Source organism: Novosphingobium sp. B 225 (assembly GCF_002198665.1).
Lineage (GTDB): Bacteria > Pseudomonadota > Alphaproteobacteria > Sphingomonadales > Sphingomonadaceae > Novosphingobium.
Genome location: NZ_MWLM01000003.1, coordinates 117,754 through 133,412, shown reverse-complemented (window position 1 = coordinate 133,412; position 15,659 = coordinate 117,754). Strand labels below are relative to the sequence as shown.

Below are 15,659 nucleotides of genomic sequence, written 5' to 3'. Positions count from 1 at the left end.
TAGTCGCAGACCTGCTAGGCAGGGCGGCATGGCCAACATCCACAAGCTTTCCGGTATCGTCGACGTCGACGGGTTTCAATATGAGTGGGAACTGCGGAGCGAGCCGCGGTGGAGCGAGTTTGAAGGCTGGAAAGGCATGACCATCGCATTGCAGCGCAAGCACACCCAGCGCGGAGCTTTGCTGGAATTCCCTCCGCTGAAACGCTTGCTGAAAGGAATGCAACGAGGGCGCCTCCAGATCAGTGACGCGATTGTCATCAGGGGTATTCAGGCAGCGTTACACGCCGGCTGGGATCCTGCTTCGCGGGGAAAGCCGATGGTTTTTGTGGTCGATGCTGATGGTAACTAGGTCCTGATCCTGTGTCCTGACCTTGGCCGCGGGCAGCCGTGCCGGGGCAAAGATGCAAGATAAGCAGTTTGTCAAAAGCGCAGAATGGCGAACAGCCCCGCATAGGGCTGGGATGGCGCATCCATGCGGTGCGTCAATTTCTCTTTTGTGAGAAGGTTGGTATAATTCTAGTCGCCCAACCAACCTGCACTGATCTCGCCCCTATGCCCATCGGGTGCCAGCGCGGCGCGCAGGGCGTCGAGCAGAGGCGGCAGGCCCTGCGTGAAGGCGTAAGGCGGGTTGACGATAAAAAGGCCCGCGCCGTTATAGATGCCGGGCTGATCACTATCGTACAACCAATGCTCCACGCACAGCAATTTCGGGATGCCGAGCTTGCGCAGCTGGTTCTTCCAGTGCCAGTGCGTGGCACGGTCTTTCAGCGGATACCAGATCACCGTCACGCCATGCGCCCACTTGCGGCAGGCAGCGGCGAGTGTGGTGGTGATACGGGTGCGTTCGTCGGTTTGCTCGTACGGCGGATCGACCACCACCACGCCGCGCGGCGTGCGGGGCGGCAGCAGCGCCAGCCACAGTTCGTAGGCGTCACGCTCATGCACGGCCGCAGAGGTGCCGCGCATCGCGCCGCGCAGGGAATGGGCGTCCTCGGGGTGCTTTTCGTTCAGGATCAGACAATCCTGCGGGCGCAGCAGCTGTGCCAGAATCTGCGGTGAGCCGGGATAGAGGCGCAGCTCGGCCCTGGCGTTCACTGCCTGCACGGCGGCGCGGTAGTCGTTCAGCAAGGGGTTCATGTCGGTCAAGGCTCGCAGCACACCCTGCGTGGCTTCGCCAGTGCGCTGGGCCTCTGCGCCGCCAAGGTCGTACAGCCCGCAGCCGGCATGGGTGTCAATTAGGGTCAGCGCGCCCGGCTTGAGCTGCAAGGACCGCACCAGAGCGATCAGCAGGCTGTGCTTCACGACATCGGCGCTATTTCCAGCATGGTAGGAATGGCGATAATTCATTGTGATTCAGAACCCTGACGATCTGCCTCTGTATAAGCTGCCGGACGCGGAAGCTGAGTGCGATTCGATGGAAGTAACCAATCCGGCGCTCGTATAGAGCCGGGCGGAATCCTTCAAAGCACTTCTGCTCGAGGCCTCAACTCCCGGGTTGGCGATCATCACCAGCGGCGCAGGTGTGCATCGGCCAGCACAAGGCGAGCCGCCAGAGCGTGCTTCCATTTGACGCCACATAAATGAACAGACGGCCACCGCCAGATTGCTTGATCAGAAATGGCTGAAATCAAGATCTGGCTGGGGCGGCAGGATTCGAACCTGCGAATGCCGGTACCAAAATCCGTGTTCACGGAATGTTCCGTCCGCCGACAACCAACTGAGACCCGCAGAAATCTGCGGATTTCCAAGACTTACTTCGATTTTCGGATTCAATCAAGAAAAATCATGGCACAAATCGTGGCACAAATGGGCCTTCTCAGGCATGAGGTCCTCGACATTCAGCACACTGGAAGAATCGGCCCTGATCGGTCTGACAGGCTTGGGGCGATACCCGAATTAGGGTTAGACTCGGGCTTTGACGTTCAGGACGAGGCTCGCATGATCCAATCGACCTGCAGCCGATTAAGTCCAGCATTTGTGCCTTCTAAAGCCACGCGCTGACATGATTGGTCAGAATTGATTTCATAGTAAGCTAAAACCATGATTTCTCTCGGGCCGGTCGCAACGTAGGGCCACGGTTGCGGCGGTGAAAGAGCCCGCTCAAACGCTCGCGCTTGCGTTAACCATTTCCGCCCGACTCAGTCACCTCGCCCCCCAAAACTCGAGCACGCTGCGCACGTAAGCGGGCGTCTCACCGTTGAGTGGGATCCCACGTGCACGTTCCACAGCGCCCGGCCCCGCATTGTAGGCAGCTACTGCTAGGTGCACCATTCCAAACTTGTTCAGCATCTGGCGGAGGTAACGCGCGGACGCCCATAGGTTGGCGCGCGGATCGAATCGATTTGCAACTCCGAGATCGCGGGCTGTCTTAGGCATAAGTTGACCAAGCCCTGCGGCGCCGGCGCTACTGACGGCGAACGGATTGTAGCGGGATTCGGTCCAGATCAGCGCATCTAGCAATCCATTCGGAAGCCGGAATTGGGCTTCGGCTGCATAGACTTGCGGAAGATAGACGGCGCGCCGGTAGCTCGGGGCAGGGAGAGGACTCAGCCTTCGAAGAGCTGTGGGCACAGGCGGGGAATCCTGCCTCTTTGGGAGATCGGTCAGGAACATGGAAACAGGCGTTGGCGCTTCCCAAACGCCATGGGTTACCAGGTTAAATCCGCCCTGGCTCTCGTCAACCCTAGCTCCGCCCGAGACAGTTTCGCTCGGTGCGAATTGCTGGTCGGACTGTTGCGCAACCGCCGGACAAGAAACGCCAAGACTAGCGGAAAGGGCAAGGGCGAACGTCGTTTTTCTAGTCATTTGCAATTCCTGCTCTGGTCGAATCGCAAGAGAACATATATAGAACATATGTTGTAGGAAAACACATTGTCAGCGGCGCAGAGCGGAGGCTGCGCGGGTGGAGGCATGTCACAATGGAGATGCCCTATGCCCAACGTTCAAGGTCGCAATGCGCTCGAACATCGTGCCCGCAAGATTGTCGAAGCACTGGGCGGCACCTGGTCGCGCTCGCGCGGCATGTGCTGCTGTCCGGCTCATTCCGACCGCACGCCATCGCTCAGCATCACGCTCGGCAAGCGCGCAGTCCTGGTCCATTGCTTCGCCGGTTGCAGCAATGAAGCGGTCATGCAGGGGATGGCTAAACTCGGTGTCAGGCTTTCCGACTTGTTTGGCGCGAAGGGCGGACCAGTATCGCCCGTTGCGCGCGAAGAGGTTGTCGACCGTAACGCGTTGAGGCTCTGGCGCGAGGCTTCTATCCTCGCGGGCAGCCCAGCCGAGCGCTATTTGTTTGGCCGGGGCATCACGGTGGCATCGTCCGACCTTCGCTTCCATCCGCGCATGCCACTTGGGCCAATGGGCGCGGTGCGGTTCCTGCCAGCTTTGGTATCAGCCGTGCGTAATGATGCCGGTGTGCTGGCGCTTCACCGGACCTTCCTCGATTCCGACAGCGATCGCCTGGCGGCATTCGAACAACCGAAACGCGCGCTCGGTAGCTTGGGGACGGGCGCTGTGCGCCTGGCCTGGCCGCGTGGTGGTCGCCTGGGCCTCGCGGAAGGCGTCGAAACTGCGCTCTCTGCGATGCAATTGTTTGGTATCCCCTGCTGGGCAACGCTTGGCAACGAGCGGTTCGGCCTCGTCACCATTCCGGAATCAGTCCGTGAATTGAACCTGTTCGTCGACAATGATGCCGGGGGTCGGCTCGCTGAAGAGCGTGCCCGCGAGGCCTACGCCTGTGAAAAGCGGCGGATTGTCTCCCGTCCGCCCGAACGATTGGGTGACGATTGGAATGATGTGCTGCTTAGCCGCATCCGTGCGGCGGTTTGAGCATCGCAGAGAGGAGAGAGGGCTTGGGGCCATTGAGGCCCCTTGACGGAATTGGGCCTCGTCAGGAGGTTTCCGATGTCTGTTACTTCACCCGCATTCGCTTTTCCCGACCCTGCAGAACCGCTGGTCTTGTCAGCCGCGCGGGTACTTGCCGCAAAGCTCAGTTCGAACGAGCCGATCTTGCGCTCCGACCTCAACGCTGTGTTGTGCGAACACTTCGGGGGTAGTGACGCTGAAGGGCGCTGGTCGGTGCGCGAAGCCCACGCGGCGCTCGAGTTGGCTCAGGTTCTGCAGGTGCAAGGCGCGGCGGGCCTGACCACTGCGATGTCTTCCGAGTGCGCCGATCAGGCTTTCACCCGGTTGGAGGCACTGGTGCTCAGCCAAACCAGCCGCAGCGAAGAGCAGATCGAATGGCAGCAGTTTGCAACCCCGCCGCGGGTTGCCTGGCTGGCTGCGCGGGCCTGCGCCCTCGTTCCGGGCGAACTTGTGCTCGAACCGTCGGCGGGCACGGGCATGCTCGCGGTCTGGGCCGCAAAGGCTGGCACCCGGCTCGCGCTCAACGAGATTTCACCGCTGCGCCGCGAATGCCTGGGGGCCTTGTTCCCGGCAGCACCGGTGACGGACTTTGATGGCGAACTGATCGACGAATTGCTCGGAGCCCAGCTTGCGCCAAGTGTGGTGCTGATGAACCCGCCCTATTCGCACGGGATCGAGCGCGGCCATGATGGGCGCACCGGAGCGCGGCATTTGCGTTCGGCCTGGAAGCGTTTGCTCCCGGGTGGACGGCTTGTCGCGGTGATGCCCGAATGGTTCGATCTGCCGCGCTTCCTCAATGGCATTGCCGGCCCGGTCACGCTGCGTCTCAATGCGGAAATCGAGCGCGGGTTCATCAAGCAAGGGACCTCGATCACCACGCGCCTCCTGGTCCTGGACAAGGTCGATGGTGGTGACATGCCCGTTATCGCCAGGTCGGTGACTTTTGCCGAGCTCTGCTTGCTGATCGATCGTCTGCCCAGTCGAATACCAGCAGCCGATGAACCAGTGATCGCCGCGAAGGCGATTGTTCCGCTGCGCCTGGTCGCCCCAGGCCGAAAGCCAATCCCGCTCCCTGTTCGTTCCTCAGTGACGGAGCCTGCTATCCAGTCGGTTGCCTACCAGCCGCTTGAGGCACCAGCACCAATCGCGCAGCAGGTTGGGCATTACTTGCCTTACCGGCCCAGTCGGATCGCGATCGAAGGTGCGCGGGACCATCCGACCCCGCTGGTGGAGTCCATCGCCATGGGCTCAATCACTGCACCGTTGCCAGCGGCTGTTCCTCAGCTTCCCTCAAACCTCATCGCAGATGGCCTGCTTTCGGAGGCACAGACCGAGACGCTGATCTATGCAGCGAGCGCCCATTCGCGCGACCTTGCTGGACTCTTCGAACCCGAAGGCAAGGGCTGCGCTCTTAAAGCCAGCGCCAACGGGTGCGCCTACCGGATGGGCTACTTCCTCGGCGACGGGACAGGCGCTGGCAAGGGCAGACAGGTTGCAGCTGTCATCCTCGATCGCTGGGTGCGCGGCGAGCGCCGCCACATCTGGATATCCAAGAACGAGGCGCTGCTGGAAGATGCCCGCCGTGACTGGACCGCTCTGGGCGGCCTCCCGATCGATGTGCAGCCGCTTGGACAATGGAAACTGGGCACGCCCATCACAATGCGCGAAGGAATCCTGTTCGTCACCTACCCGACTCTACGCTCGGGGCGCAGCGACGCGACCCGGCTTGAGCAGATCCTTGCCTGGGCCGGAGAACACTTCGAGGGCGTAATCGTCTTTGATGAAGCTCACGCCATGGCCAACGCTGCAGGCGGCGAAGGCTCTCGCGGCAAGGTCAAAGGCTCCGAGCAGGGTGTGGCCGGTGTGCGTCTGCAGAATCTTTTGCCGCGCGCCCGCGTCCTTTACGCCTCAGCTACCGGGGCGTCGGATGTCAATAATCTGGCCTATGCGACCCGGCTTGGACTGTGGGGACCTGAAACTGCGTTCGCCAACCGCGAGGCGTTCGTTGCCGACATCCGCAGCGGAGGGATTGCGGCGATGGAACTGGTCGCCCGCGATCTTAAATCCCTTGGCCTTTACACTGCGCGGGCATTGTCGTTCGCTGGGGTCGAATACGAGCTCCTTGAGCATTGCCTGAGCAGCGATCAAGTTGCGGTTTACGACGCTTATGCCGAGGCCTGGGCGATCATTCATACTAACCTTCGCGAAGCGCTCGAAGCGACCCGCATCGTCGACCAGGATAGTGGCGACACGCTGAACTCGGGAGCCAAAGCTGCGGCTCTCTCGATCTTCGAGGGCACCAAGCAGCGCTTCTTTGCGCAGCTTTTGCTCTCAATGAAGCTACCGAGCCTGCTTCCCGCAATCGAGACTGCAATTTCTGAAGGCAACGCCGTGGTGGTGCAACTCGTCTCGACCGCGGAAGCCATGCTCAAACGCCGGCTCGCTGGCATCACTGATGCCGAACGTGAACTGCTCGATGTTGACCTTTCCCCCCGCGAATACGTGATCGACTACCTTACCAAGAGCTTTCCCGTCCGGCTCATGGGGGTGTTCATCGACGAGAACGGCAATCCACGCTCCGAGCCGATGACCGACGACACGGGCGCACCCGTACTATGCCGTTCGGCGCTTGCCGCCCGCGACCGCATGATCGAGCAACTCTGCGCGCTCCCGCCGATCGCTATAGCGCTCGATGCGATCATCGAGCGGTTTGGGGTCGATGCAGTTGCCGAGGTCACAGGCCGCACCCGCCGCCTGATTGTCGGGCGTGATGGGCGCCAGATGCTCCAATCGCGCAGCCCCCGGGCCAACATTTCCGAAACTCAAGCGTTCATGGATGGGACCAAGCAGATTTTGGTCTTCTCAGATGCCGGCGGCACCGGCCGCAGCTATCACGCTGACCTGGCCGCCCGGAACCAGGCGCGCCGGATTCACTTCCTGCTCGAGCCGGGTTGGCGGGCCGACGCTGCGATCCAGGGCCTTGGCCGAACCAACCGCACCAATCAGGCCTCAGCACCGCTGTTTCGCCCCGTGACGACCGATGTGCGCGGCGAGCGCCGGTTCATTTCGACTATCGCGCGGCGGCTCGACAGCCTCGGCGCTCTCACCCGCGGACAGCGCCAGACCGGCGGTCAGAATCTGTTCGATCCGGCTGACAACCTCGAGAGTAGCTACGCCAAGGAAGCGCTCCAGCGCTGGTTTGGCCTGCTGTTTGGCGGCAAACTTGAGGCTGTTTCGCTTGCGCTGTTCGAGGAACTGACTGGCCTCAGGATCGAAGGCCCGGACGGATTGATGGTCGATGATCTTCCGCCGATCCAACGCTGGCTCAATCGCGTCCTCGCGCTGCCGATTGCGCTCCAGAACGGCATATTCGATGAGTTCCTGGGGCTGGTCGAAGCGCGGATCGACGCTGCACGGCAGGCAGGCACGCTAGATCTTGGCGTCGAAACTATCGCGGTCGAGCACTTCGAGGTGCTATCCGACACCTTGCTGCGCACCGATGAACTCTCCGGGGCGACCACCCACCTTCTGGAGATCGAGATCGCGCGCGCGCTGAAACCCTTGACACTGGCGCGCCTGGACAAGCTCTATGGCTTGTCTGGCGAATCGCAACAGTATCTGCGCAACTGCAGGTCTGACCGGATTGGCCTTCTGGTGCCCGCTCGAAGCCTCCTTACAGATGACGGTAGGCGGATATCCCGCTTCGAACTGGTCCGGCCACTGAAGTGCAGCCATCTCACCGCCGAGCAGCTCGATGAAAGTAGCTGGGAGCGGGTCGATCCGGTACAGTTTCGTCGGCACTGGCAGGACGAAGTCAAAGAAGCTGTTTCCAGCCGCAAGCGCGAGCGCATGCATCTCGCCACCGGGCTATTGTTGCCGGTCTGGGACAAACTACCCTCAGACTACGTTCGCGTCAGCCGGATCTCGGCGCGTGATGGCACCTCGTTGCTTGGTCGCGAGGTGCCGCTGCACTGTGTCCCTAAGCTTTGCCAGGCTCTAGGCCTCGAAAATGATCAGGCGTTCTCTGCCGAGCATGTCGTCAATGCCGTGCTTGCCGCAGGTCGTCCGATCCAGATCAAAGCGCGCGAAGCTCTCATGCTCAAGCGCAGTTTGGTCAATGGGACGCAGCGACTTGAACTTGCCGGTTGGTCGGCGGCGCGGCTCGACTGGTACAAGGCTCATGGCTGCTTCACCGAAATCATTCGCTATCAGACCCGGCTGTTCGTGCCATTGGTGCAAGCCGTTTCGATTTTATCATCTATGATTGAGATAGTGTAATAATATCTGATGGATGAGGCGCAGAATAAAAAATAACTCACAAAAATACGGTTGCACGCGAATTTTTATTTCGAAAATAAATCAAATGGAATGGCCAAAATGAAATCTATTCTCCGGAAATTCTAGAAAGATGAGTGCATGATGCGCATTTTTCTTTTTCCGGCCTCGGTCAGTTGATAGGCTGTGGGTATACTAGGCGATGCGCTGGCGTACCCGCGTTCAATCAAGACAAGAAGCCAGCGCTTGGTCACCTCGGGTGAGCCGCTTAGCTTAGATGTAAGCGTGTCAAGCGATAGTCCGAGCCCCCGATTCGATGTCGCAAACAATATGAGCAGAATGTCCCACGCCTGGTCACCAAACAGGTCCGACCCAAACAGCGAGTCGCGCTTGCGCCGCATCGACAGAATTGCGTCGATTAGGGCTGATACATCTGCCTGCGTCGCTGCATCAGGAGGTGCGGTATCAATCGGTTGATGGTTCACGCAGCGCTCCGTCGCGGTGTTTGAGTAATAAGATTACAGACCTTCGGTCGTTTGCGCAATTTAGAAATTGTATCTGATCTGGTTGTCCCATTCATCCACCACCTTGGCGTAACTGACTAGCCTTCACGTGTGTAATCACCTATGGATTGAAAAAAGAGGTTCGCGCTATGGGTCAGACAACAAAATTGCCTGATGATTTGCTTCAGTTGCATGTCGATTTGCTTCAATTGCTTGCAAGATTAGATGACGCTGGCGAGATAGTAGCAGCGGCACACGCTCAAATGGCGGTGGAATCCTTGTCCGCATCTGTTCCTGACCAAGGCATTTAATGGGCGCAGCTTGCTGGTTTGCACCTTGAATAGGTGAGATTGCCCATAGTTCGATAGTTAGATCGTTAGCGGAATTAACCTAAACAGATTGGTGTGGTGGTCTCTCGAGGAGATCCCACTACACCCCCAAGAGCCTGGCGGCCTGCCGTGGTTGCCAGGCTCATTTTGTCGGGGTGCTCGCCATATCAATCTGAGGCAAATCAGATTCGCAATGGACCCCATAGCTAGGACGCCGTGGGCGCAGGGGAACGTGTGTAATTATTGCGTATCGTTATCAATCCTATGTCAGTCTCACGGCTATCATCCGGTAACTAGAATTTGTAACGCGTCGCCGGATATGGCAGCAAGAGCTGGGAATGGGGCTTCTTGATGGAGCCAGCGATATGGGCAGAAAACTTCGATCCAGCGATGTGATCGCGATTCTGGAAGCCAGCATTCAGCAGAGCCTTGCTTTGACTGATTTGAGCAAATTGAGCGTAACGGGGGCCTATCTTTCAATGGCGCTCTCCGCCTTGGCCGATGAATGTCGCAAGTCACGGCCCAACAGAGGCGGGCTTAAAGCGCGGATAGAATCCGAACTGCGCGCCAAAGTTCAGGCTCATAGCATTGAAATAGATAGAATAATAGCGGTATAGTGCTCGGGTATGTCGAGGGCAACTTCTACCATGAATTTGAATGTTCAGAGAATTCGAGCGAACCCCAGGATAGGAGACTGCGATGGGTGAGGAAAGGCAAGACGAATCGCGCTTCACCGTCTTGCGAGAAATCTCGACAAAGTTGTTTGATTTTGCTGTCCGCTGGGAGGGCGAGGAGCATCTTGTTCAACGTGACACTGCACAACCCAAAGGTGGAGCAGCGGAAGGTGATTCCGCGTTGGTGTTAAAGGCCGAGAGAATCTACCGAGGCCGGCGCAAGCGTGAGAAAATCCTGCCTTCCAAGCTCCTTGGCGAACCCGCGTGGGACATCCTGCTTGATCTGTTTATCTCTGCTGTACGTGGACGAAAAGTCAGAATGACCAGTGCCTCCATTGCCGGATCAGTGCCCCCAACCACCGGTTTACGCTGGATGGCAGTGCTTGAAGGCGAAGGGCTTGTAGAGCGATATGCCGAAGAATCAGATCGAAGAGTTGCCAATGTGCAGTTGACTGAAGCAGGTTTGGCTGCAGTGCGTGAATGTCTCATGCGTATCGACTGATAGCCCGCATTTTCGATTTAGAGCCGATACTTTATCGATCGGGAAAGATCGAATAATTCGGCTAAAGATTTCTGGCTACGCACTTTTGGCCTGATTGTTGATGGGCGACGATTGCCAATTCAGCGCCCACATGAAATTGCTTTGAAGCCAGTGGCTTGAGCTGAGAAGGGTCGCGCGATCCATGCATGTAAGAGGGGAGGGAGCTTTCACCTGATGAGCCAGTGAGGCGTCGATGGTCGGCGTGCCTGGTTCGCTAGTCAGGAGTACGTTCCATGATCAAAACGATCCCGCTCAACAAGCTTGTCGCTTCGCCGCGCAATGTCCGCCGTCATGCCGATGCGATGGCCGATGCTGAACTCAAAGCCAGCATCGCAGCCTGCGGGCTGTTGCAGAATCTCATCGTGCGCCCCGGAGCCAAGGGCAAGTTTGAGGTCGAGGCTGGTGAGCGCCGCCGCAAGGCGATGCTGGCTCTGGCGGATGACAAGGTTCTGCCCAAGGATCACGAAGTGACTTGTCTGGTTCTCGATGACACTGCTGAAGTTGCCATCGAAACCAGTCTTGCCGAGAATTTCCACCGCCTGGCGATGAACCCGGCAGACGAGGCCCAGGCTTTCGCTGCTCTGATCGAGGCAGGCGTCAGCCTTGAACAGGTGGCGTCCCGCTTCGGTTTGACCGTCAGGTTCGTCGAAGGGCGGCTGCGCCTCGCCGCGCTCGCACCGGTCGTCTTGGAAGCATTGGCATCGGGCGTGATCACCCTCGACCTCGCCAAGGCTTATGGCGCGACGTCGGACCAGCAGATCCAGGCCCGGGTCTTCGAGCAGGTCTCAATTGGCTACTATGCGCCTAATCCGGACTCGATCCGCCGCATGGTGCTTTCGGGCACGGTACGGGCCAGTGACCCGCGGGCCCGGTTGGTCGGGCGCGATGCTTATCTCGCTGCGGGCGGGCGGATCGAACGCGAACTGTTCGACGATGACAACAGTGAGGCCTGGGCCGACATTGCGTTGCTCGAAACGCTCGCTACTGCAAAGATGAACGAGCAGGCCGCCGCTCTCGCCGCCGAGCAGGGTCTGGCCTGGGTGAAGCCGACGCTCGATCCCTACGCTAGCCATGACCTCATCGAAGGACTGGTCCGGCTGCCGGCCGAACCTGCACCGCTGACCGAAGCCGAACTTACCCGGCTCGATGTTCTCGATGCATCCTATGACGAGCACGCTGCGGTGCTGGAGGATGAGGGGAGCGCTGAAGACGCCGTCGCGGCAGCCGAGAAGGCCATCGAAGCGATCGAGCGCGAATGCCAGGATATCCGCGCCCGCCCGCCGGTGCTCGCGCCCGAACTCAAAGCTGAGGCTGGGATGATCCTTGTCCTGTCGCGCGATGGAACCCCCGTTCTCCAGCCGGTGTTTTATGGGCAGCGGCAGGTGGAAGCTTCGTGCGAAGACGGCGGAATCGAGATCGTTTCCGAAGCGAATGCCGAACGCAAGCGCCGCGCGGCTCTGTCAAAGCGCCTGGTCGATGAGCTCGCGATGCAGCGCCGTGACGTCCTCGCGCTTCACCTGGCCTTCGATCCCGGCCTCGCGCTCGATCTTATGGTCTTCACGCTCGCCGATGCCGATGCATTGGACTACCGTGCCCGCGTCGCTACGACACTGCGGGGTGGAACTCCGGCAGGACCAATAATCGGGTTCGAAGCCAAGGATGCAGCAGCGAGTGCGTCACTTGCCGAGTTCAAGTCAGCCCTCGACGAAAGCTGGCGCAGTGGAGACACCGTGTCGGCGCGATTCGATAGCTTCCGCGCGCTTGGCGACGACGCCCGTACCGCTTGGCTTGGCTTCGTCATTTGCCGGACGCTCGAAGCCAGTCTCAACATGGTGGGTGAGCGCAGTATCGCGCTTCACGATCATCTCGGCGGCCTGATCGGGATCGATATGGCGGCATGGTGGCGCCCCACCGCGGCGAACTACTTCGACCGGGTGCCCAAGGCGGTGATTCTCGATGCCTTGTCCGACGTCGGCGGCCCGGATCTCGCGAGCCGGTTCGCCTCGGTCAAGAAGGGGGATCTCGCTGAAAGCGCCGAGCGCGTTTTTGCCGGGACCTACATTACCGAGGTCGAAGTGCGCGAACGCGCCTTGGCGTGGGTGCCCGAGGTCATGCGTTTTGCCGGCACGCAGGTGAACGCCGCCGAACGCTCGGAAGCAGAGATTGGTGAGCTGACCGACAATCCGGCCCCCGGCACCCAGGGCGCCAACGATGACAATCCGACCCCTCGCGAGTTGGCTGCCTGACCTCCTCCTGACAGGCAGACCACTCGTACCCTGTGAAGCGGTCACTTGGCTTTGCCCAAGGGGCCGCTTCCTTTGTTGTTACTGGAAAATGTGGAAAAACCGCCGCGTACCTTGGTTTGTCGCGCGCAATGGTCCTACCGCCCGCCATCCATCCAACGAAGGACCGACTTCCCATGAACAATGCTGACCTCGCTGAAAAGATCGCCGACGCCAATGGCCTGAACAGGGCCGATGCCCGCAAGGTTGTCGATGGAGTTTTCGCGGCGATTGCCGAAGCCGCTGCGAGCGGTGACGAAATCGCCATCAACGGCTTTGGCAAGTTCAAGGTCAAGGCGAGCGCAGAACGCGAAGGCCGCAATCCTTCGACTGGTGCGACCATCAAGATCGCTGCGTCGAAGAAGCTGACCTTTGCCGCCGCCAAGGCGGTTAAGGATCGCCTCAACGGTTGATCGCCCTCCGGCCTGCGGCACCGGCATTCCGGCGCCGCAGGCCAGGCCGAGCGACTGAGCGATCCCAATTGCCACGCGGGAAGAGTGGAGGGGGCTTGGGCCTGAACGGACCTGACCGGCGAATGTGCTGGAAGGCCCGATCAGGAGCTCTTTCATGGCCTATTGCAAGCATTCGTCGGGCGGTCTCTCGCCCGCCACCCGGATCACCCAGGAAATCATTGCCCGGCTCGAAGCCGGAACCAAGCCGTGGATCCAGCCCTGGCGCGGGGGCCCGGTATCGCGGCCCTTGCGGGCCTGCGGCATTCCCTATCGCGGGATGAATGTGTTTTGGCTGTGGATGGTCGCCGACATGTCCGGCTACGCTTCGCCCTACTGGATGACCTATAATCAGGCGAAAGGCCGCGGGGCTCAGGTGAAGAAGGGCGAGAAATCGACCATAGCGATCTTCTACAAGAGCTACACCAAGGAGGTGGAAGCTCCAGAGACCGGCGAAAAGTCTGATGAGGCCCGCCGGGTCCTGAAGGCCTATCCGGTGTTCAACGCGGATCAGGTCGAAGGCTTGCCCGAACAGTTCCATCCTGCAACCTCGCTCGAACTGGTCGAACCTGAAGGACGCGAAGCCGAGCTCGATACGTTCTTCGGTAAGGTCCCGGTGAACCTCAGGCAACAGGGCAGCGAGGCCTATTATGAGCCGCTCGCGGACCGCGTGACTTTGCCGCCTGCGCACCTGTTCTCCGGGTTTGATCACTACTATGCCACGCTTGCGCACGAGCTCTCGCACTGGACCGGGCACTCCAGCCGCCTCGCGCGCGATCTCAGGAACCGGTTCGGCACGGCTGCCTATGCTGCCGAAGAACTGATCGCCGAGCTTTCAAGCGCCATGTTGGGCGCTGAACTCGGCCTACCGGTGACGCATCTCGATCACCACGCGAGCTACATCGACCATTGGCTCAAACTTCTGCGCGATGATGACCGTGCAATCCTGACCGCAGCTGCCAAGGCCGAGGAAGCGTCCAGTATGCTGCTCAGGCTGGGGGGACGGGCCGTGCCTGACGAAGCCGCATCCGCCGCCGGCGATACCGCACTTGCAGCTTGAGGAGGACGCCATGGGCAGATCGGTTAGCTATTCCAGCGGTGCTCTGGTGGCGTTCACGGTCCTGGAGACCGAGAACGACGACGACTGGGAATTCGAATATAAATGGCTACGCGATGACCTCAGTGAGCGGACCGCCGCCGCCTTTCCCTCGCTTATTCCTCATACAGGCTGGCGCGGGCGAGAGGACCGGATACTTCTGCGCAACACGTTCGCGGACTGCGGTGTCTCGGTCTATGGCGGGCTAGTTGCGGTCTGGATCGCAGAGCACGATGACAGCGCTTATTGGGATGCCGAATGGCACACCGCGCGATCACCGCGAGCATAGCACTGGCTGGCCCAGATTGCGCCAAAGTTCGTCGCGCTGATTGGTGATTATGACTGCCTTGGGCACATGTCGAACGGGGAGGGGTCTATCGCAAGCGAGCTGCCGCGTGATTCAGCATCTGTTCAAATGAATGGTTCATGTCTATACGCATCATTTGAAAGGACTGGCCATGGTAACCCTTGCGACCAAACCTCAGCGCTCCGATGGACAGATTTTATCCTCGGCGATTGCGAAGATCGCCGATTTCTGGGGTTTTTCCAACCCCAAGCTTGGCCAGGTGCTCGGGCTTTCCCCGGCAACAGTCTCGCGGCTCAAGGGCGGCAAAACCTTGCTCGATCCGGCTTCGAAGTCGTTCGAGGCCGGGCAATTCCTGCTGCGCCTGTTCCGCGGACTCGACGCGCTGATGGGCAGCGACGATCTCGCTTCGCGGCGCTGGCTGGAGACGACCAATCTCGATCTGGACGCGCGTCCGCTCGACCTCATCGACAGCTTCAAGGGCCTGATCACTGTTTGCGATTATGTGGATGCCCATCGCGCTCGCGTCTGAACTGCGCTCTTATAGCGGCAAGGTCTGGCGGTTGGTCGAGGCCCAGCACCGGATATCGACCAACCGGCTTGCAGACAGTCTTGAGGACCAGGCCAGGCTCAAAGCGCTCGCCGAAGCCGTGAAGCCAGATCTGCCACGGTCCGCGCACGGCCTCCATTATCTGCTCGCCTCTCCGTTTCGCTACGGTCACGGCACTGCCAGCCGGTTTCGCCGGGCCGATGAACGGCCGGGCATCTTCTATGCCAGCGAAGCTGAGGCCACTGCGATCGCCGAGACGGCCTATTGGCGCCTGCGCTTCTATCTGCGCTCACCGGGGTTCACGCCGCCTTCCGCGACGACAGAGCACACGAGCTTCACCGCCGAGATCGCAACGGCCCACGCGATCGATCTGACCCGCGACCCGTTTGCGGCGCATGCTGCGCAGTGGACCGACCCGACCGACTATTCAGCCTGTCAGGAGCTTGGCCATGCGGCCCGCGAGGCCGGGGCCAAGCTGATCCGCACCCGTTCGGTCCGCGATCCGGCAGGCGGCCACAATGCCGTCGTTCTCGCGCCCGAAACCTTTGCCGCGGTCCAGCCGGCGATCCGCCGAACCTGGCACCTGCGCTTCGAAGGCGGCCGCCTCACTGCACTGGCCGCTTTCCCGTCGGAGCACCGCTTTGTCTTCACCGGAGCCGATTTCGGCCTCACCTGACGCGTGGGACCAGCAGCCGAACTGGTGCGACAGTGTCATTGGATGCCCTGACCGGGCAGCAGTTCGCGTGCTGATGGCTGCGTCAGAAGCGAGAGAGGCCCTGGGCCAGCCGGTGG

Annotated in this window: 14 protein-coding genes and 1 pseudogene; 12 read left to right on the top strand and 3 right to left on the bottom strand. The window is 60.2% G+C overall.

Annotated features, from left to right (window positions below; all coding sequences use genetic code 11):
* Positions 1-28: 28 nt before the first annotated feature.
* Entirely contained in the window at positions 29-349 is a 321-nt protein-coding gene (locus MNBBLIKP_RS00820; RefSeq protein ID WP_088306615.1) for a hypothetical protein, read from the top strand.
* 167 nt (positions 350-516) lie between these two features.
* On the opposite strand, the gene MNBBLIKP_RS00815 is transcribed toward MNBBLIKP_RS00820, so the two are convergent.
* Both MNBBLIKP_RS00815 and MNBBLIKP_RS00810 read right to left on the bottom strand, forming a co-directional pair.
* Positions 517-1,347, bottom strand: coding sequence for a 23S rRNA (adenine(2030)-N(6))-methyltransferase RlmJ (locus tag MNBBLIKP_RS00815; RefSeq protein ID WP_088306614.1), 831 nt, complete (start codon positions 1,345-1,347; stop codon positions 517-519).
* A 795-nt stretch (positions 1,348-2,142) separates the two neighbouring features.
* A complete protein-coding gene (locus tag MNBBLIKP_RS00810) occupies positions 2,143-2,805 on the bottom strand; it encodes a lytic transglycosylase domain-containing protein (protein ID WP_088306613.1) in 663 nt (220 codons plus the stop codon).
* Positions 2,806-2,931: 126 nt separating this feature from the next.
* On the opposite strand from MNBBLIKP_RS00810, the gene MNBBLIKP_RS00805 reads away from it, so the two are divergent.
* Together MNBBLIKP_RS00805 and MNBBLIKP_RS00800 are read left to right on the top strand one after the other, a co-directional pair.
* Positions 2,932-3,828, top strand: a complete 897-nt coding sequence (locus tag MNBBLIKP_RS00805) for a DUF7146 domain-containing protein (protein ID WP_088306612.1) — start codon at positions 2,932-2,934, stop codon at positions 3,826-3,828.
* A 75-nt stretch (positions 3,829-3,903) separates the two neighbouring features.
* Positions 3,904-8,142, top strand: a complete 4,239-nt coding sequence (locus MNBBLIKP_RS00800; protein WP_088306611.1) for a strawberry notch-like NTP hydrolase domain-containing protein — start codon at positions 3,904-3,906, stop codon at positions 8,140-8,142.
* A 122-nt stretch (positions 8,143-8,264) separates the two neighbouring features.
* Here the strand turns inward: MNBBLIKP_RS00800 and MNBBLIKP_RS00795 are convergent, their stop codons facing one another.
* Positions 8,265-8,624 carry a hypothetical protein gene (locus tag MNBBLIKP_RS00795; protein ID WP_140420494.1) on the bottom strand — a complete coding sequence of 120 codons (360 nt, stop codon included), beginning with the start codon at positions 8,622-8,624 and terminating at the stop codon, positions 8,265-8,267.
* Between the two features lie 167 nt (positions 8,625-8,791).
* Here MNBBLIKP_RS00795 and MNBBLIKP_RS17880 point away from each other — a divergent pair, with 167 nt between their 5' ends.
* From MNBBLIKP_RS17880 to MNBBLIKP_RS00765, 9 genes and pseudogenes are all read left to right on the top strand, one after another.
* Positions 8,792-8,953 (top strand): hypothetical protein, encoded by a 162-nt coding sequence (locus tag MNBBLIKP_RS17880; RefSeq protein WP_176399596.1) that lies wholly within the window; start codon positions 8,792-8,794, stop codon positions 8,951-8,953.
* Between the two features lie 356 nt (positions 8,954-9,309).
* On the top strand, positions 9,310-9,588 hold the full coding sequence (locus MNBBLIKP_RS17695; protein WP_140420493.1) for a hypothetical protein: 279 nt from the start codon (positions 9,310-9,312) through the stop codon (positions 9,586-9,588).
* Between the two features lie 82 nt (positions 9,589-9,670).
* A complete protein-coding gene (locus tag MNBBLIKP_RS17690; RefSeq protein ID WP_140420492.1) occupies positions 9,671-10,147 on the top strand; it encodes a hypothetical protein in 477 nt (158 codons plus the stop codon).
* Positions 10,148-10,419: 272 nt separating this feature from the next.
* Complete coding sequence (locus MNBBLIKP_RS00790; protein ID WP_088306609.1) at positions 10,420-12,432, top strand: ParB/RepB/Spo0J family partition protein; 2,013 nt, start codon at positions 10,420-10,422, stop codon at positions 12,430-12,432.
* A 173-nt stretch (positions 12,433-12,605) separates the two neighbouring features.
* Positions 12,606-12,881 carry an HU family DNA-binding protein gene (locus MNBBLIKP_RS00785; RefSeq protein WP_088306608.1) on the top strand — a complete coding sequence of 92 codons (276 nt, stop codon included), beginning with the start codon at positions 12,606-12,608 and terminating at the stop codon, positions 12,879-12,881.
* 154 nt (positions 12,882-13,035) lie between these two features.
* Positions 13,036-13,977 (top strand): ArdC family protein, encoded by a 942-nt coding sequence (locus MNBBLIKP_RS00780; protein WP_088306607.1) that lies wholly within the window; start codon positions 13,036-13,038, stop codon positions 13,975-13,977.
* A gap of 10 nt (positions 13,978-13,987) precedes the next feature.
* Positions 13,988-14,412 (top strand): annotated as a pseudogene (locus tag MNBBLIKP_RS00775) (hypothetical protein).
* Between the two features lie 59 nt (positions 14,413-14,471).
* Positions 14,472-14,849 (top strand): MbcA/ParS/Xre antitoxin family protein, encoded by a 378-nt coding sequence (locus tag MNBBLIKP_RS00770; protein WP_088306640.1) that lies wholly within the window; start codon positions 14,472-14,474, stop codon positions 14,847-14,849.
* A complete protein-coding gene (locus MNBBLIKP_RS00765; RefSeq protein WP_254912867.1) occupies positions 14,827-15,543 on the top strand; it encodes an RES family NAD+ phosphorylase in 717 nt (238 codons plus the stop codon). The genes MNBBLIKP_RS00770 and MNBBLIKP_RS00765 overlap by 23 nt, the downstream gene beginning before the upstream one ends.
* The last annotated feature ends 116 nt before the right edge of the window (positions 15,544-15,659 follow it).